This window comes from Flexivirga sp. (genome assembly GCF_051955415.1).
GTDB lineage: Bacteria > Actinomycetota > Actinomycetes > Actinomycetales > Dermatophilaceae > Flexivirga.
Window position 1 is genome coordinate 56,531 of sequence record NZ_JBQCGS010000102.1, and the last position, 23,297, is coordinate 79,827.

The following is a 23,297-nucleotide window of genomic DNA, read 5'->3' on the forward strand; positions in this document are numbered from 1 at the left end:
CACGCTACCGATCCGGCCGCAGGCGCCGTACGCATAGCAGATCAATCCGACACCGAATCGTTATCGGCACAAAGACTTGACCCAGTCCAAACAATGCACGAGACTGGCGCCATGCCCGACTTCGAGACCGCCCTTCGCGCTGCCGGGTTGCGGGTGACACGGCCGCGGCTCGCGGTGCTGGAGTCGGTGCACGATCATCCGCACGCGGACTCGGCGCTGTTGGCCGAGACGGTGCACGACGTGCTGCCGAGCGTGTCACGGCAGGCCATCTTCGACTGTCTCAACACGTTCACCGAGACCGGCCTCGTGCGCCGGATCCGGCCCTCCGGTTCCCCCGCGCTCTACGAGCTGCGGCGCAACGACAATCACCATCATCTGGTCTGCCGGAGTTGCGGCACCGTCGTCGACGTCGAGTGCGCCGTCGGTGCCGCGCCGTGCCTGCACGCTTCGGACGATCACGGCTTCGCCATCGACGAAGCCGAGGTCATCTACTGGGGCTACTGCCCCGACTGCGTTGCCTCCCAAGAAGTTTCACCCAAGCGGGCCTGACGCTCGCCGCTACGAAAGGACGCCATGAGCACCACAGAAGAGCAGCCACTCGCTGAGATCAACGACAGCGACGCCGGCGGCGGCAAGTGCCCGGTCATGCACGAACTCGTGCAGCCGGCGCAGGGCGACAGCAACCAGCAGTGGTGGCCGCAGCGCCTCAACCTGAAGATCCTGGCCAAGAACCCCGCGGTCGCCAACCCGCTGGGCGAGGACTTCGACTACGCCGAGGCGTTCGAGGCGCTCGACCTGGCCGAGGTCAAGGCCGACATCATCGGCACGCTGAAGACCTCGCAGGAGTGGTGGCCGGCCGACTTCGGGCACTACGGTCCGCTGATCGTCCGGATGGCGTGGCACTCCGCAGGCACCTACCGCGTGCAGGACGGCCGCGGCGGCGCCGGCACCGGACAGCAGCGCTTCGCGCCGCTGAGCTCCTGGCCGGACAACGTCCTGCTGGACCGCGCCCGCCGCGTGCTGTGGCCGGTCAAGAAGAAGTACGGCAAGTCGCTGTCGTGGGCCGACCTGATGGTCCTGGCCGGCAACGCCGCCATGGAGGACATGGGCTTCAAGACCTTCGGCTTCGCCGGCGGCCGCGTCGACGCGTGGGAGCCGGACGACGACATCTACTGGGGCGCCGAGACCGAGTGGCTCGGCGACAACCACCGCTACTCCGGCGAGCGAGACCTCGAAAATCCTTTGGCCGCAACGCAGATGGGCTTGATCTACGTCAACCCCGAGGGTCCGGGTGGTCACCCCGACCCGCTGGCCGCCGCCAAGGACATTCGCGAGACGTTCGCCCGTATGGCGATGAACGACGAGGAGACCGTCGCCCTGATCGCGGGCGGCCACACCTTCGGCAAGACGCACGGTGCGGGCAACGCCGAGCAGGTCGGTCCGGAGCCGGAGGCCGCGCCGTACGAGCAGAACGGCCTGGGCTGGAAGTCGTCATACAAGAGCGGTAAGGGCATCGACGCGATCGGCTCGGGCCTGGAGGTCACCTGGACCTACCACCCCACCCGCTGGGACAACGAGTTCTTCCACATCCTCTACGGCTACGAGTGGGAGCTCTTCCAGTCCGAGTCCGGCGCCAACCAGTGGCGGCCCGTCAACGGCGGTGGCGCCGACATGGTGCCGGAGTCGCAGGGTGACGGTAAGCGTGAGCCGCGCATGCTGACCACCGACCTGGCGCTGCGCTTCGACCCGGAGTACGGCAAGATCTCCAAGCGCTTCCTGGACGACCCGGACGCCTTCGCCGACGCCTACGCCCGCGCGTGGTTCAAGCTGACCCACCGCGACATGGGCCCGGCGACGCGTTACCGCGGCGCCGAGGCACCGACCGAGGAACTCCTTTGGCAGGATCCGATCCCCGCGACCGAGGCGCCGAGCGCCGAGGCGATCGCCGCGGCCACCCAGCAGATCGCCGAGGCCGGTTTCTCGGTCTCGGAGCTGGTGAAGACCGCCTGGGCGGCCGCCGGCTGCTACCGCAACTCCGACAAGCGCGGTGGCGCCAACGGTGGCCGGCTGCGGCTGGAGCCGCAGAAGGGCTGGGCGGTCAACGACCCGGGCGTCACCGGTCCGGTCGTCGCCAAGCTGGAGCAGATCGCTGCGGCGACAGGCGTTTCGGTTGCGGACGCGATCGTGCTGGCCGGCAACCTCGGCGTCGAGCAGGCGGCCAAGGCCGCCGGGTATGACGTGCAGGTGCCGTTCACTCCGGGCCGCGGCGACGCGACCCAGGAGCAGACCGACGTCGAGCAGATCGGCTACCTGGAGCCGAAGATCGACGCGTTCCGCAACTTCGTCGAGAGCGAGCCGAAGGCGCCGTTCGAGTTCCACCTGGTGGACCGGGCGAACCTGCTCAACCTCTCGGTCCCCGAGACGACCGTCCTGATCGGTGGACTGCGCGTCCTCGGCGCCAACACCGGCAACAACAAGGCCGGCGTCTTCACCGACCGTGAGGGCCAGCTGACGAACGACTTCTTCGTCAACCTGCTCGACATCACCGCCGACTGGAAGCCGGGCGACCGGCCGGGCACCTACGTCGGCACCGGGCCGCAGGGTCAGACCTGGACCGGCACGCGTGCGGACCTGGCGTTCAGCGCCAACTCCGAACTGCGTGCGGTGGCCGAGGTCTACGCCTCCGACGACGCCGCGGAGAAGTTCGTGCACGAGTTCGTCGCTGCCTGGGCGAAGGTCATGGACAACGACCGCTTCGACGTGGAGCGCGCCGCCCGCGCCTGACCGCACGGTGAGAGTGCTCGCTCGGCCTGATCGAGCGGCACAGCCCCGCTGACCGACAGGACCAGCACACGATCGAGGGGACCAGCAAATCGGCCGAGTTGCTGGTCCCCTCGATGCAGAGGTGGTCCTGTCGGTGACCAGGGGCGGTGGGGTCGCAGCGATTCAGCCCTGCCGGGCGAGGTCGAACTCGTGCTGCTTCTCGGCGGCCCGGAAGAAGAGCACGCCACCGCCGAAGCCGACGAAGAACGTGGCGAGCGCCTGGCCGACCCACTGCGCGTCGCCCTGGAAGAGCTCGCACAGGATGACCAGGACCAGCACGACGCCGGGCACGATCCAGGATTGCACCTGCCAGCTGCGCGGCTTGACCACCAGTGCAGCGATGATCCCGATCACGAAGCCGATGATCGGACCGGTGAGCCAGGTCGGGCCCGGCAGCGAGGAGGTGTCCGGCTGGAAGATGAAGTCGAGGAAGAGCAACACGACGAAGGCCAGCACCGTGACGACCGCCCACAGCAGGCCCTCCTGCTTGGCGTTGAGGTCCGAGCCCGGGGCTGCTTTGACCGGCGAATCGAACTTTCCCATGGGTTCCGCTCCTGACGAAGGGGTCGAACTTACTGGTGAGTACGTACGGGAAGCTACCGCAGTTGAAGCGCCGGTGTCGGTTACGCTCTCGCCCCATGTCGTCCCGCCGTTTCCAACCCGCCCGTCGGACGACTCTGGTGGCCCTGACGGTGCTCACGCTCGCCGCCTGCTCCACCGGCGCCCGGTCGTCCACCGGTGACTCGGCCGCGGCCCCCGCCTCCGCTGGCACGTCGATGCCCGCGTCCAGGGCATCGAGCAGCGCGGTCCCGCGGTCGCCCGGTGCGTCATACAGCTCGCCCGCAGTCGGTACCCGGTCGCCCTCGTCGGCGCGGACGAATGACGCCACGACGCCATCCGCGCGCCACGAACCCGGCACGGTGACGATCGCCGTATCGGGTGACGAGATCCCGCACGCGGCGGTGCTCGCCGCGGCCAGGCGCGGGACGACGTGGGATTTCGACCCGATGTTCGCCCAGCTCGCCCCGACGATCCGGGCGGCCGATGTGGCGATCTGCCAGCTGGAAACACCGCTGGGCGCGACCGGCGCCAACCTCAGTCACGGCTTGGTCATGGGGGCGCCGACGGCGTTCGCGACGGCGCTGCGCGGGGCGGGCTTCGACGGCTGCAGCACGGCGAACAACCACTCCTTCGACCAGCAGCTCGCCGGCGTGGGCGCCACCCGGGAGATCCTGCATCGGGCGGGGCTGCAGGCCGCGGGACCCGGCGCCGACGCCGCACACCCCGGCCAGCCGGCCATCTACCGGGCGAAGGGCTTCACCATCGCGCAGCTGTCCTACAGCTACACCCTGGACAACACGGTCGGGAACATCCGGCACGTGCCCGTCGGCGCGCCGTGGGCCGCCCGCAACCTGTATGACGTGGTCGGCGCCCGCGGCATCGAGGCCGACGCCCGGTCAGCGCGAGCGCACGGCGCCGATCTGGTGCTCGTCTCGATGCATTGGGGAGAGGAGCAAGACCCACGGCCGACTGCCGAACAACGCCGTCTCGCAACGGAACTGCTCTCCTCCGGCACGGTCGATTACATCATCGGTAACCACCCGCACGTGGTGCAGCCGTGTGAGCGGATCGATGGCCGGCTGGTCAATTACAGCCTCGGCAACGCCCTGTCCGACCAGGCCGCCGGCATCGTCGCGTATGGCGGCCGGAGGTCGACCGAGGCGGCACAGGACGGCGTCATCGCGCTGGTGACCTTCCGGCGTGATGCCTCGGGGAAGGTCACCACGACCGAGAAGTTCCGGCCGACCCGGGTGGACCGCGCGCATGGGTACGTCATCCGACCGGTGACACGGGCGTCGGACCCGGCGTCGTGGCAGCGCACCAACTCGGCGCTGCGGGCCGGTGGCGACAGGTGCGGCGCAACGCCACTGCCCTGAGGTCGAGGTCTTTCTTGCCGAATGACGGTGGGGGCGTGTGTCCGGACCGGGAAATTCGGTGTCGAGATCGACCGCATTCACCCAGACTGGGCAGATGGAGATGCAACTGAGCATGGTCGTGCTCGAGGTGCGCGATGTCGCGAGATCGGTCGAGTTCTACCGCACGCTCGGCCTGGCGATGCCGGATCCACGCCAGGACCGACCCGTCTCAGCCCTGCGAATGCCCAGCGGGGTCAGCCTCATCCTCGTCGAAGGCTTCGCCGGCTCCAACGACCCGACCTGGAGCCGGCCGGACGGCGGCTATCAGCAACTGCTGGAGTTCTTCGCGGGTGACGATGCCGTCGTCGACGCGATGTGGGCCAAGCTCACCGCCGCCGGCCACCACGGCCGGATGGCGCCGCGACGTACCCAGGGTCCGTATGCCGCGATGGTCGACGATCCGGACGGCAACGTCGTGTTGCTGACCTCGGATGAGGCAGCGCGAATCCTCAAGCACGACAACGCATGAAGCTTCCCTCGGAAACTGCGGCCCGTCAGCGACTCGACGAACTGCCGGGCATCTCATGGCAGCCGTTCGGCCGTGAGGATCTGCCCGCCATCGCCGAGTTCTACACCGAGTGCGAGACGTATGACGCCAATCCCGAACGAACCTCACTGGCCGACCTCGAAGAATTCTGGGACTCGCCACGCTCCGTCCCGGAGGCGGACACGCTCGTCGGACACGACGCCGATGGCCGCATCGTCGCCACTGCGTGGTCCGGCTGCAACCGGGCCATCACCGAACGCCGTATCGGTCGCCTCGTCGGAGCAGTCCGACCCGACCGGCGCGGCGAAGGCATCGGCACAGCGGTCCTGCAGTGGGAGCTCGCGCACGGCCTCGCCTGGGACGACGCGTCACGCCGCCCGGGCTACGGTCCTCTGGCGTTGCGACTTTTCGCGCCGACGGAGCAGGCGGATGTGCGCGATCTGGCAGCGCGACACCAATTGCTCACGGATCGCTACTTCTTCGAGATGTCCCGCCGGCTCGACGGCCCTGTCGACATGCCTGTGCTCGACGGTGTGCGGCTGGTCGATTGGGACCTCGCGCGCAATGACGAGGTCCACCAGGTGATGGACGAGGCGTTCCGTGAGCACTGGGGTCACACCACCGTGACCGCCCAGATGTGGCAGGAAGGCATCGACTCACACGGATTCCGTCCTGCGTGGACCGTGCTGGCGATCGACGAAGACACCGGCCGGGTCATCGGCGCAGCGATGAACTACGCGTGGGAGCAGGACTGGGAGCCACAGGGCTACAGCGAGGGCTACACGGACCAACTGGGTGTGCTGCGCAGCCATCGCGGACGAGGCGTGGCCGCGGCGCTACTGGCCGAATCCATGCGCCGTTTCGGCGAATCCGGCATGGACGCAGCTGGGCTCGGCGTCGATGCTGCCAATGCGACCGGTGCCCTTCGCCTCTACGAGAAACTCGGCTACCAGCGCATCGCCAGCACCTGTGCGCACGTGCTGACCCGCGCGCCCGCCGAGTAGCGTTCAGCCCGAGAGCTGTTCGGGCTCGCCCGGGTCGCCGACATACTTCGTGCCCCACGCGCCGATCAGGTCGGCGATCTCGGCGAGCGCCATACCGGCCTCGGTGAGCTCGTAGGTGACGCGCGGCGGCACCTCGGCATACACCGTGCGTATGACGACGCCATCGGTCTCAAGCGCACGCAGTTGCCGCGTGAGCGTCTTGGCGGAGACCGGACCCACCTGCCGTTGCAACTCGCCGAAGCGCAACGGGCCGTTGCGGAGCCGGTAGACGGTCGTCAGCTTCCAGTCGCCGCCGGCGACCGCGACTCCCACCTCGACCGGGCAGATTGCCAGGGCCCGACGCACTGCATCCCGCATCCCGGCTCCGTTCCCTCGTTGCCCATTAGTGACATCAAAGACCGTACTATCCAAAGTGGCACCATGCACGTAGCGTTTTTTGTATGCGAGCACTACTCATCTCCGCGGCGCCGTCCGCACAATCGTTGACCGACGACCTGGCCCGCACCGCGGACGCAGAGCTACGCGCCCACGGGTACACCGTGGATCTGCTGGATCTCAATGAGCTGCACTAGGATGCAGTGGTTCGCCCGGCGGACTACGGCATCACCGAGTTCGACCGCCCGGTGGGTGATCATGCGGTCGATGCGCGGTGCGAGGGCACTCTCGACCCGCTCGTCGGGCACCACCAGCGACTCCTGCAGGACGCCGACCTGATCGTCCTGATTTTTCCACTGTGGTGGGCCGGCATGCCGGCGGTGATGAAGGGATGGTTCGACCGGGTCTTCACCCAGGGCTTCGCCTACGGACTGCACGACGCCGCGGGCAATTCGCGCAAGGACGGCGACGGCGCCTTCGCCGGAAAACGCGGGCTCGTCATCACCACGACCGGTGACCGAGCCTCCGCCTTCGGTGAGCGCGGTCTCAACGGCAACATCCACGACCTGCTGTTCCCGATCACCCACGGCATCCTCTGGTACACCGGCATCGCTGCGCTGGAATCCCCTCGCCCTGCTCGGCATCGACACCCCCGATTGGCCGGGCATCGAGGACGCACGGGGGGCAGGTGCGGGCGAGGATCGCGTCGCTGGACCGGGAGGAGCCCATCCCGTACCGCCGGATGCTCGAGGACTATGACTGCGACCGTCGCTTGCGTGAGCAGCACGCCTCCGGTCGCACGGACCTGTCGATCCATCTGCGGGACGATCGCGCGTCTTGACGTTCGCTGACCTCGAGACGTGGTCCCTGAGGAGCCCGTGAGGAACGAGCGGGCGTCTCGAAGGGCTCGTCCCTCGCTCCTCGGCCAACGAGGCGCACAGGCATGATGGGGCCATGGCTCGTGACGTCACCAGCACCTATCGACTGCAACTGCACGAAGGCTTCACCTTCACCGATGCAGCGGCGCAGCTGGACTACCTCGCCGCGCTGGGCATCTCCCACCTCTACCTCTCGCCCATCCTGCAGGCGGTGCCCGGCTCGATGCACGGGTATGACGTCGTCGACCACTCCCGGATCAGCGAAGAACTCGGTGGCCGGTCCGGCTTCGAGGAGCTGGTCACGGCGGCGCACAGCCGCGGCCTGGGCGTCGTGGTCGACGTGGTCCCCAACCACATGGCCATCCCCGCCCCGGAGTCGCAGAACGCCCAGCTGTGGCAGCTGTTGCGGGACGGCCGGGACGCGAGCACCTCCGACTGGTTCGACGTCGACTGGAAGGCCGGCGGCGGTCGCATCGGCCTGCCCGTGCTCGGCAAGCCGCTGGACGAAGTTCTCGCGGCCGGCGAGATCACCCTGGACCGGTCCGGTGCCGAGCCGGTGCTGCGCTACTACGAGCACGCGTGGCCTCTCGCGCTCGGCACCGACAGCACCGACGATGTCGCGGATCTGCTGTGGCGCCAGCACTATCGGCTCGCGCACTGGCGTGCGAAGGACAGCGTGCTCAACTACCGCCGCTTCTTCGAGGTCGACACGCTCATCGCCATACGCGTGGAGGATCCGGCGGTGTTCGACGCCTCGCACGCGTTGCTGCTGGAGCTCAACCACGACGGCCTGATCGACGGTTTCCGGATCGATCACCCCGACGGCCTTGCCGACCCGGTCGGTTACCTGCAGCGGCTCACCGACAAGGCGGTCAAGGGCACGCCGATCTGGGTGGAGAAGATCCTGGAACCCGACGAGACGCTGCCGCGCAGCTGGAAGTGCTCGGGCACCACCGGGTATGACGCGCTGCGCGTCATACAGTCCGCGCTCGCCGACCCGGAGAGTGCTTCCACGTTGGCAGCGACTTGGGCTGCCACGGGCGGCGACCCGGACTACGGGCACGCGGTCGAGGTCGCCAAGCGGCAGGTGATCGCTCGCTCGCTGCAGCCGGAGGTGGAGCGGCTGACGCGGCGTGCCCGCGAGGCGCTGCCGGACCTGGCCGCCGACGCCCTACAGGCCGCCGTGGTCGAACTGCTCGTCGCCAGTGACGTCTACCGCGTCTACGTGCGCCCGGGACGCAAGCCGACGCAGGCGCAACGGGAGGATCTGCACGCCGCACACGACCGCGCCCTGCATGCACGCCCGGACCTGCAGGACGAGCTGGCCGCGTTGCTGCCACTGGCACTGCTCACCGACACGCGTCCTGCAGCCGTTGATTTCGGCGTGCGGTTGCAGCAGACGTGGGGGCCGGTGATGGCCAAGAGCATCGAGGACACCACCTTCTACCGCTGGGGCGAGTTCATCGCCATGAACGAGGTCGGCAGCGACCCGAGCCGGGTGGCCGGCTCGTCGGCGGACGAGCTGCACGACTGGGCGAAGAAGCAGCGCGGCGCTCGATCGGCCACCATGACCACGTTGTCCACGCACGACACCAAACGCAGCGAGGACGTGCGCGCCAGGTTGCTGGCGCTCGGCGGGGATCCTGAGGCGTGGCAGGCGATCTCGGCTGCGACCCGCACGGCAGCGAAGCAGGCCCGCGTGGACGGGCGCACGGCGCATTTCGTCTGGCAGACCCTGATCGGCGCCGGCGAGCTGTCGGACGAGCGGCTCACCGGCTACCTGCAGAAGGCGCTGCGGGAGGCATCCCTGAAGACGTCGTGGCTGGACGTCGACGAGGGCTACGAGCACCGCGTCATCGACTTCGCCCGCCGGCTCACCGACCAGGACGGGCCGGCGCGGGAGGCGATGGACGCTGCGGTGCGCGCGAACACCTTTGCCGTGCGGGCGATCGTGCTGGGCGCCAAGCTGCTCCAGCTGACCGTGCCCGGTGTTCCCGACACCTACCAGGGCACCGAGCTGGTCGACCTGTCACTGGTCGATCCGGACAACCGGCGTCCCGTCGATTTCGAGCACCGTGCCGAGCTGCTGACCGCAGACGACGGCACCGGCCTGGATGCCGACAAGCTCCACGTCGTCACCACGGCACTGCACATCCGGCGCGACCACCCCCGCTCGTTCGGTGCCGAATCGACATACCGCCCGGTGGTTTCGAGTTCCGAGCACCTGCTCGGCTTCAGCAGATCGGTGCAGCCGAGCCGGCTGACCGGCCCCATCGGGCGCAACGGGCGCGAGACGTTCGTGACACTGGCGACCCGCGCGCCGGCGCGCCAGGAGCGATCCGGTGGGTGGGCGGATGCGACCGTCGATCTGCCAGCCGGTGGCTGGCACGACCACATCTCGGGGGCGACGTTCACCAGCGACGGACGGCACCGTGTCGCCGAGGTGCTCGCCACCTGGCCCGTCGCGCTGCTGGAGCGGCAGTCATGAACGAGTTCGCGGTGTGGGCACCGAACGCCCATGACACGGTCGAGCTCGCGCTCGGCGACCGGCGGTTGCCGATGCGGCGTGACGGCCAGTGGTGGCGGCTGGCGGCGGTGGCGACACCGGGCCGGCGCTACGCCTTCCGACTCGACGGTGGTCCCGAACGGCCCGACCCGAGGTCGTTGGCGCAGCCCGACGGGCCGCACGGCCGGTCCGCGGTGGTCGATCTGGACGCGCACGACTGGCAGGACTCCGAATGGCGCGGGCGAGCGTTGGACGGCGCGGTCGTCTATGAGCTGCACATCGGCACCTTCACGGCCGAGGGCACCTTCGACGCCGCCGTCGAGAAGCTCGATCACTTTGCGGCGCTGGGCGTTTCGTTGGTCGAGGTCATGCCGGTCGCCGCGTTCCCCGGCGATCGCGGCTGGGGGTACGACGGTGTTGCGCCGTACGCCGTGCACGAGGCGTATGGCGGCGCAGCCGCGTGTCAGCGGTTCGTCGACGCGTGCCACCAGCGCGGTCTCGGCGTGCTGCTGGACGTGGTCTACAACCACCTCGGACCGAGCGGCAACTACCTGCCGGAGTTCGGCCCCTACTTCACCGACCACTACTCCACGCCGTGGGGCACCGCGATCAACCTGGACGGTCGCGACAGCGACGAGGTGCGTGACTACTTCATCGACAACGCGCTGATGTGGTTGCGTGACTTCCACTTCGACGGTCTGCGCCTGGACGCGGTGCACGAGTTGCACGACGGCCGTGCCGAGCACTTCCTCGAGGAGCTCGCGCGGCGCACCGACGAGCTGTCGGCACAGCTCGGACGGCCGCTCACGCTGATCGCGGAGTCCGACCGCAACGACCCCCGCACGGTCGCCCCCCGGGACGACCACGGTGCCGGACTGGGTCTGACCGGGCAGTGGTCGGACGACATACATCACGCCCTGCATGTGGTGTTCACCGGCGAAACGCAGGGCTATTACTCGGATTTCGCGGATCCCTCGGCACTCGAGAAGGTCCTGCGCACGCCGTTCTTCCACGACGGCACCTGGTCCAGCTTCCGCGGCCGACACCACGGCCGGCCGGTGGACCCGACCCGCACCCCGCCGTGGCGCTTCGTCGCATCGTTGCAGACCCACGACCAAGTGGGCAATCGCGCCACCGGAGAGCGCCTTTCGCAACTCGTCGGGCCGGGTCGACTGGCCGCCGCCGCAGCCGTCCTGCTGACCTCGCCCTACACACCGATGCTCTTCATGGGTGAGGAGTGGGGGGCGTCGACACCCTGGCAGTACTTCACCGACCACCAGGAGCGCGAACTCGCCCAGGCGGTCTCGGAGGGCCGGCGCCGGGAGTTCGCCGAGCACGGCTGGTCGGCGGACGTGCCTGACCCGCAAGCGGTTTCGACGTTCCGCGACTCAACGCTCGACTGGTCCGAGATCACCGAGGGCGACCACGCACGACTGCTGGAGTGGTATGCCGCCCTGCTGCGCCTGCGCCGGGTCTCCCCCGAGATCCTCACCGGCGCCGTCGAGGTGCATCGCAACGGCGCCACACTTCGGGTGCATCGCGGCGGCCACGTCGTGCTGGCCAATTTCGGCTCCTACGACACCGCGATGCCCGGCGAGGTCGTCCTCGGCTTCGGCGTGGTCACCGGCGGGGGTGCGGAGCCGGTCAGCGTCGGACCGGACTCGGTGGCGGTCCTGCGGACCTGACAGCGACCCGCCGGCCGGAAAATCGTGTGACGGTTGTCGGTGCGTCGTGGTCGACTGCACCGTGCCGAAAACCGCCTTCACCCGTGCTCGTTCCGGACTCGGTCAGCTGATCCCGCCGACCCCGCTGTCGCGCCGGCTGTCGCTGCAGTCCCTGCTCTTCGCGACCGGCGAGGGCACGTTCCTGACCGGCAGCGCCGTCTTCTTCACCCAGGTCGTCGGGCTGTCGGCGGCGCAGGTGGGGCTGGGACTGACCGTGGCCGGCGTCGTGTCCTTCCTGGTCGCCTACCCCGCGGGCCGGCTGGTCGACGTCCTCGGGCCCAAACGCATGTGGTCGGCCGGCGCCTTGCTGGCCGCGCTGATGTTCGGGCTGTGGCCGTTCATGAGCGGCTTCTCGGCATACCTGCTGATGGTGATCCTCTTCGAGATCATCGAGAACGCCGCGGGCGCCGGGCGCAACGCCTACATCCTCGACGTGATGCCGGAGCAGGAGCGTATCCGCACCCAGGCCTACATGTACTCCGCGCTCAACGTCGGCTTCACCCTCGGAGCGATCATCGGCGGTGTCGCCCTCGCCTTCGACAACCTCACGGTGCTGCGCTGGATGCCGTTGGTCACCCTGGCGATCGGCCTGCTCAACGCCTACTGGATCGCCCGCCTGCCGCGGGCATCACACGACGACCGGGCAGCCGCCCGCGACCGCAGGACCGCACCGGAGAAGATCCCCGGCAAGGGACCGCTGCACAACGTCGGCTGGATGGCGGTCAGCTTCTTCGGTGGGACGATGTGGACCAACCAGGTGTTGCTCAACGTCGTCATCCCGCTCTGGCTGGTCGAAGCGACCGACTCCCCGCACTGGTTGCTGGCCTGGCTCTTCGGCACCAACACGGTGATGTGCATCTTCCTGCCGGCCTACACCACCCGTGGCGTGCACACCCTGGCCGATGCGCTGAAGGCCGTACGCTTCTCCGGAGCGTTCTTCGTGCTGTCCTGTCTGATCACGATGGTCACGCACAGCACCTCCGGTCTGCTCACCGTCACCCTCGTCTGGCTCGGCCACGTCACGGTCACCGGGGCCGAGCTGGCCATCTCCGCCAGCAGCTGGGCGTTCCAGGCGGAGCTGATGGACCCGCGCCGCCGCGGCGAATACGGCGGCGTTCAGGAGGTGTTCGCCACCCTGGGCGGGCGGTGGGCGCCTGCGGCATACACCTTCCTGGCGCTGAGCTGGCACGGCCCGGGGTGGCTGGTCATCGCCGCGATCGTGGTGCTGGCGACCGCCGGCCTGCACCCGGCGGTCCGCGCGGCCGAGGCGTTCCTGCAGCGGGAGGTGCCGGCCGACGTGCTCGCCCGCGACAGGAAGCCGCCGCAGGAGGAGGTGCTGGTCACCGCCGGCTGACCGGCGCACCACCCCCGCGCGCCTCAGCTCGCGGGCTGGGAGGATGGCGAGCGTGAATCCTTCCGCTGCGATCGCAACAGTGCTGCTCGACGAACTCATCCGCCAGGGCGTGCGCGAGGTCGTGCTGGCTCCCGGTTCACGTTCGGCACCGCTGGCGTATGCCGCCGAAGCCGCCGAGCGCGCCGGGCGCGTGCGGCTGCACGTGCGGGTCGACGAGAGGTCCGCGGCATACCTCGCTCTCGGCCTGGCCAAGGCCTCCCGGATGCCGGTGCCGGTCATCACGACCAGCGGCACCGCCGTCGCCAACCTCCACCCGGCGGTCCTGGAGGCGGCGCACGGCTATGTCCCGATGATCCTGCTGACCGCCGACCGACCGCAGGAACTGCGCGGCACCGGCGCCAACCAGACCACCGACCAGGTCAAGATCTTCGGCGGGTCGACCCGCTGGTTCCACGAGTTCGGCACCCCGGAGCGGCGCGCGGGGCAGCAGGCCATCTGGCGGTCGGTGATCGGGCGTGCAGTCGCCGAGTCCCGCGGCTACCCCTCCGGCGACCCCGGTCCGGTGCACCTCAACGTTCCATTGCGGGAGCCGTTGGTCCCGGACGCGCTCGACGACACGGACACCGACAGCGACTGGCCCGAGAGCCTGGCCGGCCGTCCCCACGGTGAGGCGTGGCTGAGCCTGCGCCGGCCCGACTCGCACGGGCGTGGCGCCGTCACCGGCTCCGGCATCGCCCCCGTGCCGCGCACGCTGGTGCTGCTGGGCGACCTGCCCGCCACGCATCAGTCGTCGGAGCTCGCCGAGCTCGCGGACGCGGCCGGTTGGCCGATCATGGCCGAGCCGTTCGGGGCCTACCGCCGTGGCCGGGTGACGCCGAACGGCCCGCTGCTGCTACGGGCCCACGAGTGGGTCGACGAGCATCTGCCCGAGCGGGTGCTCATCGGCGGCCGGGTGACCCTCGACCGCGACGTGGCGCGACTGTTGCAGAACCCGGCGATCACCGTCGAGGCGGTCACGCCGCTGACCTCGTGGGCCGACCCCGGGCACGTCGTCCGGCGCGTGCACGAATGGGACGACATCGAGCGCAGTCACCAGGCGGTCGCCTCCTGCGTCGACCGTGCCTGGGCGTCCCAATGGCGCACCGCCGGACAGGTCGTGGCTGCCGCCGCCGTGCCGCTGATCGAAGCGAGCTGGCCGAGCGGTCCGGCCGTCGCCCGCACCGTGGTGCACAACCTGCCCGCGGAGGCCGGGATGTATGTCGGATCCTCCAACACCGCACGCGACGTCGACCTGGCGCGCGACCCCCGGGAGATCACCCATGGCGTGATGGCCGTCGGCAATCGCGGCCTGGCCGGCATCGACGGCGTCATCTCCTCCGCCATCGGCTTCGCGCTGTCCCGAGCGCCGCACCCGGCGGTCGCGCTCGTCGGGGACCTGACCTTCCTGCACGACACCAATGCGCTGCTGATCGGGCCCCACGAACCGCGCCCGGACCTGACGATCGTGGTGATGAACGACAACGGCGGCGGCATCTTCGGCACCCTCGAACCGGGCCGGACCGAGCTGTCCCGGCCGTTCGAGCGGATCTTCGCCACACCCACCGACACCAACATCAGCGAGCTGTGCGCCGCGCACGGCATCGAGCACGAGTATGTCGGCGACCCCGACGTGCTGGCCGAACGGATCGCCAACCCGCGCAAGGGCATCCGGGTGTGCGAGGTCAGGATCTCCCGCGACGGGCAGCGAGAGCTGCGCGCCGAGCTGGCCGCGGCCGCTGCCGGTGCGCTGGCCCCGCAGCCCGCCGACTGATCGAGCGGACACACAACGCACCGAGCGGACACAACAATCGGCCTCCCAGGCCGCAATTTTCGTGTCCGCTCGGTCGTAAGGTGTCCGCTCGGTGGAGTGCGGTGTGTGCTCGGTGGAGTGCGGTGTGTGCTCGGTGGAGAGTGGTGTGCGCTCGGTGGAGTGGCGGGCGGCGTCAGCGGCGTCAGCCCTGGTGCGCGATGCCCCACTGGCCGGACCAACCGGCGCCGGGCTCCAGCACGACGAGCGCCTCACCGGTGGCGAAGGCACCCGCCGGGCAGCTCATCGGCTCCACGGCCACGCCGGTGTGCCGGGCCCGGGCCCCCGGCAGCGTGTCGCCGGTGAACACCTGGGTGTAACCGAAGGTGTCGGCCTGCGCCCACATCGTCGTGCTGCGTGCGGCCGTGCTGAGAGTGACCCGCCACCGGCCGTCGTCGCCGGCCGCCAAGCCGGTGAATGCGGTGTCGAGCACGGTCTGCCCGATGGGACGGGGACGGCGGAAGTCGTAGTCGGTGCCCTCGACCGGTCGGGTGCCGGTGGGCAGCAACTGGTCGTCGACCGTGAGGTAGTCGGTCGCCGGGACCGACAGGGTCAACTCGTCGACCTCGTCCTCACCGACGGTCAGGTAGGGATGCGCCCCGAACCCGAACGGTGCGCGGACCGACCCGACGTTGGTGGCGCTCGGCGTCACGGTGAGCCCGTCGTCGCTCAGCTCGTAGCGGACCCGCAGGTCGAGGATCGTGTCCCAGCCCGGGCTGGGCATCAGCCGGAAACCCACGGTGAGAGCCGAATCCGTCGCGTCGATCAGCGACCACTGCTCCCAGCGGACGAGGCCGTGCATTGCGTTGTGCCGCGTGGGCTCGGTCAGTGGCAGCTGCTGGTCCTTGCCGTCGAACGTGTAGGTGCCGTCCGCGATGCGGTTGGGCCACGGCATCAGCAGTTGCCCGCGGCCGGCGTCGGCCCTGGCGTTCAGCGGATAGCCGTGCAGCACCGGCCGGTCGCCGGCGTCATACGAGCGTATGCCGCCACCGACGCTCACGACGGTGAGCCGCTGCGCACCGTGCCGGATCTCCCACTGCTCGCCGGACGGCGGAATGCTCTGTTGTTCAGTCATCGGCAAGAATCTTACGGGCGGCCTCGCGCATCTCGACCTTGCGGATCTTGCCGGTGACGGTCATCGGGAACTCATCGGTGACATGCACGTAGCGCGGCACCTTGTAGTGCGCCAGGCGGCCCTCGCAGAAGTCGCGCACGGCGTCCGCGGTCAGCGGTCGCTCGCCGGAGCGCATAATGATCCAGGCCATCAACTCCTCGCCGTACTTCTCGTCCGGCACCCCGATCACCTGCACGTCGGCGATCTGCGGGTGTGTGTAGAGGAACTCCTCGACCTCGCGCGGGTAGATGTTCTCCCCGCCGCGGATGACCAGGTCCTTGATGCGGCCGACGACATTGACGTAGCCGTCGTCGTCCATCGTGGCGAGGTCACCGGTGTGCATCCAGCGCGCGCCGTCGATCGCCTCGGCGGTCTTGTCGGGCTGCTCCCAATAGCCGAGCATCACGCTGTAGCCGCGGGTGCACAGCTCGCCGGTGGCGCCACGAGGCACCGTCAACCCCGTTGCCGGGTCGACGATCTTGACCTCGAGGTGCGGCATGACCCGGCCCGTCGTCTCGGTGCGGCGCGCCAGGGTGTCGTCGGTGCGGGTCATCGTCGAGACCGGCGAGGTCTCGGTCATGCCGTAACAGATCGCGACCTCGCTCATGTTCATCTCCGCGATGACGCGCTTCATCACCTCCACCGGACACGGCGAGCCCGCCATGATGCCGGTGCGCAGCGTGCTCAGGTCGAAGCTCTGCTCACCCTGGTCGATCAGCGACAGCTCGGCGATGAACATCGTCGGGACGCCATACAACGACGTGCAGCGTTCTGCCTCAACGGCTTTCAGCGTCGCGCCGGCCTCGAACGACGGCGCCGGGATGACCATGCAGGCACCGTGCGAGGTCGCCGCGAGGTTGCCCATCACCATCCCGAAGCAGTGGTAGAAGGGCACCGGCAGGCAGATGCGGTCCTGCTCGGTGTAGTCGACCAGTTCACCGACGAAGTAGCCGTTGTTGAGGATGTTGTGGTGCGAGAGCGTCGCACCCTTCGGGAATCCGGTGGTGCCGGAGGTGTATTGGATGTTGATCGGGTTGTCGGCCGACAGCCCTTCCGACCGCCGGGTCAGCTCGTCGGCCGTCACCCGTGCCGCACCGGCCACCAGCACGTCCCACGACGGGTCGCCGATGTAGACGACGTCCTGCAGGTCGCGGCACTCGCCGCGCACCTCCTCCAGCATCGACCGGTAGTCGGACGTCTTGTGCGACTGCGCGCTGACGATCATGCGCATGCCGGATTGTTTGACCACATAGGCCAACTCGTGCGATCGGTACGCCGGGTTGACGCACACCATGATGGCGCCGACGCGGGCAGTGGCGTATTGCACGAGCGTCCACTCGGGGCAGTTGGGCGACCAGATGCCGACCCGGTCCCCCTTGTCGATGCCGGCCGCCAACAGGCCACGGGCCACTTCGTCGACTGCCTCGTCGAACTCGATGTAGGTCCACCGCCGGCCACTCGGCATGTCCACCATGGCGTCCCGGTCCCCGAATCGGGCTGCGGTCCGGCGCAGGTTGTCGCCGATCGTGTCACCGAGCAGCGGCGCGTGCGAGGTGCCACTGGCGTATGACGGGTGGCTGCTGACGGACATCAGGACCTCCTGCGGGCTGGCGACGTGTTGCCTCTCACAGTAGGTCAGTCGACCGGGCCGCGGCAGGGCGTTGCCGCAGGCGTGCGACCACCGTCGTCATCCGGCCGGCGCTCGGCGCATCACGATGCCGCATCCGTCGAACGCCTATCCTTGGGCGGTGCCGAGATCCGCCCGCAGCTTCGCCGACGACATGCGCGCGCGCAGTGACGCGCAGTTGCATGCGCTGCTGGCCGCGCGGCCGGACCTGACCCGGCCGGCACCGGGTGACGTGACGTCGCTGGCCGCTCGCGCAGCAACCCGCGGCAGCGTGCAGCGTGCCCTCGACCTGTTGCCCGCCGACCGGCTCCGGGTGCTCGAAGCGGTCCTGGTAGCGGGGGCCGACGCGGCGCCCGCGCTGCTGGGCGCCAGTAAACGCACGGTGCAGGCGGCATGTCGCGCGCTGTGGGACCAGGCGCTGCTGTGGCGCAGCCCGGAGGGTTATCGCCCGGCCCGTGCGGTCGGCGAGGTCCTGAGCAGCCCGGCGCGACTCGGGCCACCGGCCCGTGAGCTCGGCGTCCCGGACCTCAGCCAGGCGGCGCCGGCGGCATACGCACAGCTCAGCGATGGCGCGCGAGCAGCGATCGACCGGCTGCTGTGGCGGCATCCGCGGGCCGGCTTCGACGGGCCGTCGGCCACCGGTGTGCTGGAGGAGCTGGTGTCCGCGGGACTGGTGGTCCGCACCGACGACGGCGGTGTCATCCCGCGGGAGACCGGGCTGGCACTGCGCGACGGACGCCTCTACCAGGACGGCATCACGCCGCCGTCACCCCCGACGCAGCGGTTGCTCGCCCACGACGTCGACGCCGCTGCGGCGGGTGCGGCGCTCGAACTGCTCTGGCGGGTGGAGACATTGCTGCGTTCATGGGAGGACGCTGCGCCCCGGGTGCTGCGGTCCGGAGGGCTGAGCGTGCGCGATCATCGCGCCGCCGCGACCGCGCTCGACGCCGATCTACCGCTCGCCGCCTTCGTCATCGAGCTGGCGTATGCCGCCCGGCTCGTGGCCAGCAACGGCGACTTCGAGCCCTGCTGGCTGCCGACCACCGCGTATGACGACTGGGCCGACAGCGACACCGCCTCGCGGTGGGAGGTGCTGGCCACCGCGTGGCTGCGCACGACCCGCGCCCCCTCGCTCGCCAGCACGTCGACCGACCAGGGGACGATCAACGTGCTCAGCGCCGAGGTCGGTTGGCCGGTGATGCGCAGTCGCCGGCACGATGTGCTCTCCATCCTCGCCGGCGTCGACCGATCCGTCGCGGTGCCAACGGAATACGTCGATGCCATGCTGCACTGGCAGCGCCCGTTGCGACTGCCCGAGGGCGCCCCGACGCGCGCCGCGGACGTGCTGCGAGAGGCCGCCTGGCTCGGGGTCACCGGCCGTGGGGTGCTGTCGACACCGGGCCGCGCTCTGCTGGCGGGAGAGGACGCGGCAGCCGCGATGAGTGCCGCCATGCCGGCGCAGGTCGATCACCTGCTGCTGCAGGCGGACCTGACGGCGGTCGCACCCGGCCCGTTGACCGAGGAGCTGCAGGCACTCATGCAGGTGGCTGCCGATGTCGAATCCCGAGGCGGCGCAACCGTCTACCGTTTCACCGACAAGAGCATCCGGCGGGCGCTGGATGCCGGCCGGTCCGCGACCGACCTGGTCGAACAGCTGAGGGTCGCCAGTCCCACGCCGTTGCCGCAGCCGCTGGAATACCTCATCTCGGACGTGGCACGCCGGCACGGTCAGACGCGGGTCGGTACCGCGAGTTGCTATCTGCGTAACGACGACACGGCGATGCTCGACGCGATGACCAGCGATCGCAACCTCTCCGCCCTCCAGCTGCGCAAAATCGCACCATCGGTGGTGGTCTCACCCGCACATCCGGCCACTGTGCTGGAAATGCTGCGCCAGCACGGTTATTCGCCGGTCGCCGAAGGTCAGGACGGGCAGGTCGTGCACGTCGGCGGCAGCCGCGCCCGTGCGGCGACGCCCCGGGTGAGTGAACCGCCACGGCTCGACGCCGTCTCGGACGACCTGATCGACGACGTCATCGCCCACGTCCGCCGAGGCGAGGAGACAGCCGCCGGCAGGTCGTCGAACGGCTCCGGGCCGCGCATCCCGTCGACCGATCCGACCGTGACACTGGCCATGCTGCAGGACGCCGCGGCCGACGGGACCGAGGTGTGGATCGGCTACTCCGACCCCGGCGGCATCTTGCACCGCACGCTCTTCCGCCCGCAGCGCGCGGACGGCGGACGGGTCACCGGCCTGGTCGGCGCAGGCCGCGAGCCACGCACCTTCTCCATCCACCGGATCACCGGCGTCGCACCGGCATAGGAGCGGTGCGGAGGAGCGACCTCGGTCGAGTAGGCGAGCCCCCAAGGGCGAGCCGTATCGAGACCACGTTCCGGTGCACTTGGTCTCGATACACCCGCTCCCCCGGCACTCGACCAGCGTGGGGTGGCTAGACGTCGTAGCCGGCCTCCCGGGCCACGTCGAGCACGGGTCGTCCGGTGGCCCACATCGCCTCGAACGCATAGGTCAGCGAGGTTGCGAGATCGGGGTGTTCGACCAGCACATTGGTCGCCGTCAGGCCACCGGCCACCGGGTCGGTCAGCGAGAAGAGCGCGTGAGTTCCGTTGACCAGGCACAGTTTCATCGGGATCTTCTCGACGATGCGGCCCTGCTCCCCCGCCTCGACGAACTGCTTGAGCGTCTCCACAGATGCGGCGGAGTCGAGCACCTCACGCTCGTAGCAACACCGCACGTCACCGCCGGACTCGGCGATCCGCCGGGTCGCGTCGAGGCCGGGACCATTGTTGTCCACGACGTACGGCTGACGGGTGAACAGCAGCATCGACGTGGTCGCGCGGCTCTGCAGCTCCAGGAAGCGTGCCCCGAGACTCGCCGGGTCACGCAAGAACTCGACGAACGCCAGCGGGGTCTGTTCCTGCTGACCGCTGTGCCACAACCCGGACAGCTCCTCGGACACGTTGTCCGCGTTGAGCGCGAGCGAGCTGAAGCGCTGGCGGTGCTCGGCCACCAGCCCGGAGATGGCGATCCGGGGGTCGGTGGCGGCGAACGACACCACCTCCCCGCTCAGCGGTCGCGCCAGGCCTCGCTGGACCAACCCGTCGACGACGTCGTAGATCCGCTGCCGCGGGATGCGCGCGCCGCGCGCGAGCTCCACCGCTGTGGACGAATTGCGTTGCACCAGAACGGCATACGCCTTCGCTTCGTATGACGTGAGTCCGAGATCCCGCAGCACGCGGCAGATGTCGTCAAGGTCGGCTGACATGGAGACCATCCTCGGGCCGATCGCAGCTTTGACCAAACTCTTGACAGACCATTGCTGTTCCTTGACCCCGCGCTGGCGATGCTCCGGAGTAAGTTCCCCGGTTGCCACCACCAACCAGTGGTGACAATCTGAATGTTACCTGAAAGGACACCAGATGTCGTCATCCACGCTGCGGCGCCCGCGGAGGAAAGCCGCCGGGGTCGCACTGTTCGGGATCGCCGCGGCACTACCGCTGGCGATGACCGGCGGCACGGCCTACGCTCACCCGGATCACGGGACGGCCGCGCGGCACGTTGCGCACGCTCGCTCCACCAAGGCGGCGACGCCGAGCCCCACCATGACCGGCACACCGATCAAGGCCTCGGTGAAGTCGGAACACGTGTGTTCCCAACGGGTTGCCAAGGGATGGGCCACTTGTTTCGCCATGAAACAGACCAACCCGGCGGAGCCGAACCGGATCGTTCCGCACGCCGTGACACCCAACGCGACACCGTCCGGATACGGGCCGAGCGACATCCAGTCGGCATACCACCTGCCGGCCGCCGGCGCCGGCACCACCGTGGCCATCGTCGACGCGTATGACGACCCCAACGCCGAGTCGGACCTGGCCGCCTACCGGCAGCAGTACGGCCTGCCGTCCTGCACCACGGCGAACGGCTGCTTCACCAAGATGAGCCAGAGCGGCTCCACGAACAGCTTCCCCACGGCCGACAGCGGTTGGGCCGGGGAGATCTCGCTCGACCTCGACGCGGTCAGCGCCGCCTGCCCGGCGTGCCACATCCTGCTGGTCGAGGCGAACTCCGCGAGCATGAACGACCTCGGTGCAGCGGTGAACCAGGCCGTCAACCAAGGCGCCAAGTACGTCTCGAACAGCTACGGCGGCAGCGAGGACAGCAGCATCACCAGCGCCGACACCTCGTACTTCAAGCACCCCGGCGTCTTCATCACGGCCAGCGCGGGCGACAGCGACTACGGTGCGGAATACCCGGCCACCTCGGCATACGTGACCGCCGTCGGCGGCACCTCCCTGTCCCGGAACAGCAACACCAGCCGCGGCTGGAGCGAATCCGTGTGGAAGACAAGCTCTTCCGAGGGCACTGGCTCCGGATGCTCGTCCTACGTGGCGAAGCCGTCCTTCCAGAGCGGGGTCAACACCGCGTGCAGCAAGCGCGCGGAGGCCGACGTGTCGATGGACGCCGACCCGGCCACCGGCCTGGCGGTCTACCAGACCTATGGCGGCAGCGGCTGGAGCGTGTATGGCGGCACGAGCCTCGCCTCCCCGCTGCTGGCCGCGACCGCCGCGCTGGCGGGTGCCGCGGGCAACTCCACCTACGGCAACGACCTGTCCTACTCGCACACCGGCGACTTCAACGACGTCACCAGCGGCAACAACGGCAGCTGCGGCACCGTGCTGTGCAACGCCGGCGTCGGCTGGGACGGCCCCACCGGCAACGGCACGCCGAACGGCGTGGCCGGCTTCGGTGCCGGCACCACCTCCGGTGTGTCCGTCACCAACCCGGGCAGTAAGAGCAGCCCGGTCAACACTGCGGCGTCGCTGCAGCTGGCCGCCAGCGGTGGCACTGCGCCATACAGTTGGAGCGCGAGCGGTCTGCCGACCGGCCTGTCGATCAACGGCTCCGGCCTGATCTCCGGCACGCCGACGGCGACGGGCACCTACACGGTCACCGCCACGGCGAAGGACTCGGCAGGCAAGACGGGGAGCACGACGTTCACCTGGACGATCACCGGCACCAGCGGCGGCTCGTGCTCCGGTCAGCTGGTCAAGAACTCCGGCTTCGAATCGGGGGCGGCCAGCTGGAGCGAGAGCAACAACCAGATCATCGGGCAGTGGGGCTCCTACGAGCCCACCCACGCCGGCTCGTATGACGCCTGGCTCGACGGCTACGGCCAGTCGCACACCGACACGCTGTCGCAGAGCATCGCGGTCCCGTCCGGTTGTCACGCCCAGCTGTCCTTCTATCTGCACGTCGACACCGACGAGTACGGTTCGACGCCGTACGACACGCTGCAGGTGAAGGCCGGTTCGACGACGCTGGCGACCTACTCGAATGCGAACGCCGCGAGCGGCTACACCAAGCACACGATCGACCTGTCGGCATACGCCGGCCAGACCGTGCAGCTCACCTTCACCGGCACGGAGGACGCCTCGCTGCAGACCTCCTTCGTGCTGGACGACGTGACGACGAACCTGTCGTGACGTCGTTGTCCTGAAATACGATTCGGCCCGGTCGGCGTTCTGCCGACCGGGCCGGACTCGTCATCAGGTACTGATACCGGG

18 protein-coding genes are annotated in these 23,297 nt (G+C 69.4%); 13 read left to right on the plus strand and 5 right to left on the minus strand.

Going from position 1 to position 23,297, the window contains the following annotated elements; translation table 11 throughout:
* Positions 1-111 precede the first annotated feature (111 nt).
* Together ACTHL4_RS16375 and katG are read left to right on the plus strand one after the other, a co-directional pair.
* Positions 112-549 carry a Fur family transcriptional regulator gene (locus tag ACTHL4_RS16375; RefSeq protein WP_440283829.1) on the plus strand — a complete coding sequence of 146 codons (438 nt, stop codon included), beginning with the start codon at positions 112-114 and terminating at the stop codon, positions 547-549.
* Between the two features lie 24 nt (positions 550-573).
* Positions 574-2,784: a catalase/peroxidase HPI gene (katG, locus tag ACTHL4_RS16380; protein WP_440283830.1), complete on the plus strand. Its 2,211-nt coding sequence runs from the start codon at positions 574-576 to the stop codon at positions 2,782-2,784.
* Positions 2,785-2,946: 162 nt separating this feature from the next.
* Here the strand turns inward: katG and ACTHL4_RS16385 are convergent, their stop codons facing one another.
* Positions 2,947-3,366 (minus strand): hypothetical protein, encoded by a 420-nt coding sequence (locus tag ACTHL4_RS16385; RefSeq protein WP_440283831.1) that lies wholly within the window; start codon positions 3,364-3,366, stop codon positions 2,947-2,949.
* 377 nt (positions 3,367-3,743) lie between these two features.
* Between ACTHL4_RS16385 and ACTHL4_RS16390 the strand changes: the two genes are divergently transcribed.
* The 3 genes from ACTHL4_RS16390 to ACTHL4_RS16400 all read left to right on the plus strand — a co-directional run bounded on the left by ACTHL4_RS16390 (position 3,744) and on the right by ACTHL4_RS16400 (position 6,290).
* Positions 3,744-4,760, plus strand: a complete 1,017-nt coding sequence (locus ACTHL4_RS16390; protein ID WP_440283832.1) for a CapA family protein — start codon at positions 3,744-3,746, stop codon at positions 4,758-4,760.
* 94 nt (positions 4,761-4,854) lie between these two features.
* The gene (locus ACTHL4_RS16395; RefSeq protein WP_440283833.1) at positions 4,855-5,268 is read left to right on the plus strand and encodes a VOC family protein; all 414 of its coding nucleotides are present in this window, start codon (positions 4,855-4,857) and stop codon (positions 5,266-5,268) included.
* Complete coding sequence (locus ACTHL4_RS16400) at positions 5,265-6,290, plus strand: GNAT family N-acetyltransferase (RefSeq protein ID WP_440283834.1); 1,026 nt, start codon at positions 5,265-5,267, stop codon at positions 6,288-6,290. Before ACTHL4_RS16395 ends, ACTHL4_RS16400 begins: the two co-directional genes overlap by 4 nt.
* 3 nt (positions 6,291-6,293) lie before the next feature.
* Here ACTHL4_RS16400 and ACTHL4_RS16405 read toward each other — a convergent pair whose 3' ends face one another.
* Positions 6,294-6,647, minus strand: a complete 354-nt coding sequence (locus ACTHL4_RS16405; RefSeq protein ID WP_440283835.1) for a winged helix-turn-helix transcriptional regulator — start codon at positions 6,645-6,647, stop codon at positions 6,294-6,296.
* 83 nt (positions 6,648-6,730) lie between these two features.
* On the opposite strand from ACTHL4_RS16405, the gene ACTHL4_RS16410 reads away from it, so the two are divergent.
* The 6 genes from ACTHL4_RS16410 to menD all read left to right on the plus strand — a co-directional run bounded on the left by ACTHL4_RS16410 (position 6,731) and on the right by menD (position 14,937).
* Positions 6,731-6,862 (plus strand): hypothetical protein, encoded by a 132-nt coding sequence (locus tag ACTHL4_RS16410; protein ID WP_440283836.1) that lies wholly within the window; start codon positions 6,731-6,733, stop codon positions 6,860-6,862.
* A gap of 51 nt (positions 6,863-6,913) precedes the next feature.
* A complete protein-coding gene (locus ACTHL4_RS16415) occupies positions 6,914-7,516 on the plus strand; it encodes an NAD(P)H-dependent oxidoreductase (RefSeq protein WP_440283903.1) in 603 nt (200 codons plus the stop codon).
* A 103-nt stretch (positions 7,517-7,619) separates the two neighbouring features.
* The gene (gene treY / locus ACTHL4_RS16420; protein ID WP_440283837.1) at positions 7,620-10,031 is read left to right on the plus strand and encodes a malto-oligosyltrehalose synthase; all 2,412 of its coding nucleotides are present in this window, start codon (positions 7,620-7,622) and stop codon (positions 10,029-10,031) included.
* Positions 10,028-11,734: a malto-oligosyltrehalose trehalohydrolase gene (gene treZ, locus ACTHL4_RS16425; protein ID WP_440283838.1), complete on the plus strand. Its 1,707-nt coding sequence runs from the start codon at positions 10,028-10,030 to the stop codon at positions 11,732-11,734. The genes treY and treZ overlap by 4 nt, the downstream gene beginning before the upstream one ends.
* A 46-nt stretch (positions 11,735-11,780) precedes the next feature.
* Positions 11,781-13,127: an MFS transporter gene (locus ACTHL4_RS16430; RefSeq protein ID WP_440283839.1), complete on the plus strand. Its 1,347-nt coding sequence runs from the start codon at positions 11,781-11,783 to the stop codon at positions 13,125-13,127.
* Between the two features lie 43 nt (positions 13,128-13,170).
* A complete protein-coding gene (gene menD, locus ACTHL4_RS16435) occupies positions 13,171-14,937 on the plus strand; it encodes a 2-succinyl-5-enolpyruvyl-6-hydroxy-3-cyclohexene-1-carboxylic-acid synthase (RefSeq protein ID WP_440283840.1) in 1,767 nt (588 codons plus the stop codon).
* A gap of 181 nt (positions 14,938-15,118) precedes the next feature.
* On the opposite strand, the gene ACTHL4_RS16440 is transcribed toward menD, so the two are convergent.
* Together ACTHL4_RS16440 and ACTHL4_RS16445 are read right to left on the minus strand one after the other, a co-directional pair.
* The gene (locus tag ACTHL4_RS16440; protein WP_440283841.1) at positions 15,119-16,048 is read right to left on the minus strand and encodes an aldose 1-epimerase family protein; all 930 of its coding nucleotides are present in this window, start codon (positions 16,046-16,048) and stop codon (positions 15,119-15,121) included.
* Complete coding sequence (locus ACTHL4_RS16445) at positions 16,041-17,678, minus strand: AMP-binding protein (RefSeq protein ID WP_440283842.1); 1,638 nt, start codon at positions 17,676-17,678, stop codon at positions 16,041-16,043. Before ACTHL4_RS16445 ends, ACTHL4_RS16440 begins: the two co-directional genes overlap by 8 nt.
* 157 nt (positions 17,679-17,835) lie before the next feature.
* On the opposite strand from ACTHL4_RS16445, the gene ACTHL4_RS16450 reads away from it, so the two are divergent.
* Entirely contained in the window at positions 17,836-20,037 is a 2,202-nt protein-coding gene (locus ACTHL4_RS16450) for a helicase-associated domain-containing protein (RefSeq protein WP_440283843.1), read from the plus strand.
* A 127-nt stretch (positions 20,038-20,164) separates the two neighbouring features.
* On the opposite strand, the gene ACTHL4_RS16455 is transcribed toward ACTHL4_RS16450, so the two are convergent.
* Complete coding sequence (locus ACTHL4_RS16455) at positions 20,165-20,998, minus strand: TrmB family transcriptional regulator (protein ID WP_440283844.1); 834 nt, start codon at positions 20,996-20,998, stop codon at positions 20,165-20,167.
* Positions 20,999-21,152: 154 nt separating this feature from the next.
* Between ACTHL4_RS16455 and ACTHL4_RS16460 the strand changes: the two genes are divergently transcribed.
* Entirely contained in the window at positions 21,153-23,216 is a 2,064-nt protein-coding gene (locus ACTHL4_RS16460) for a putative Ig domain-containing protein (protein ID WP_440283845.1), read from the plus strand.
* Positions 23,217-23,297: the final 81 nt, after the last annotated feature.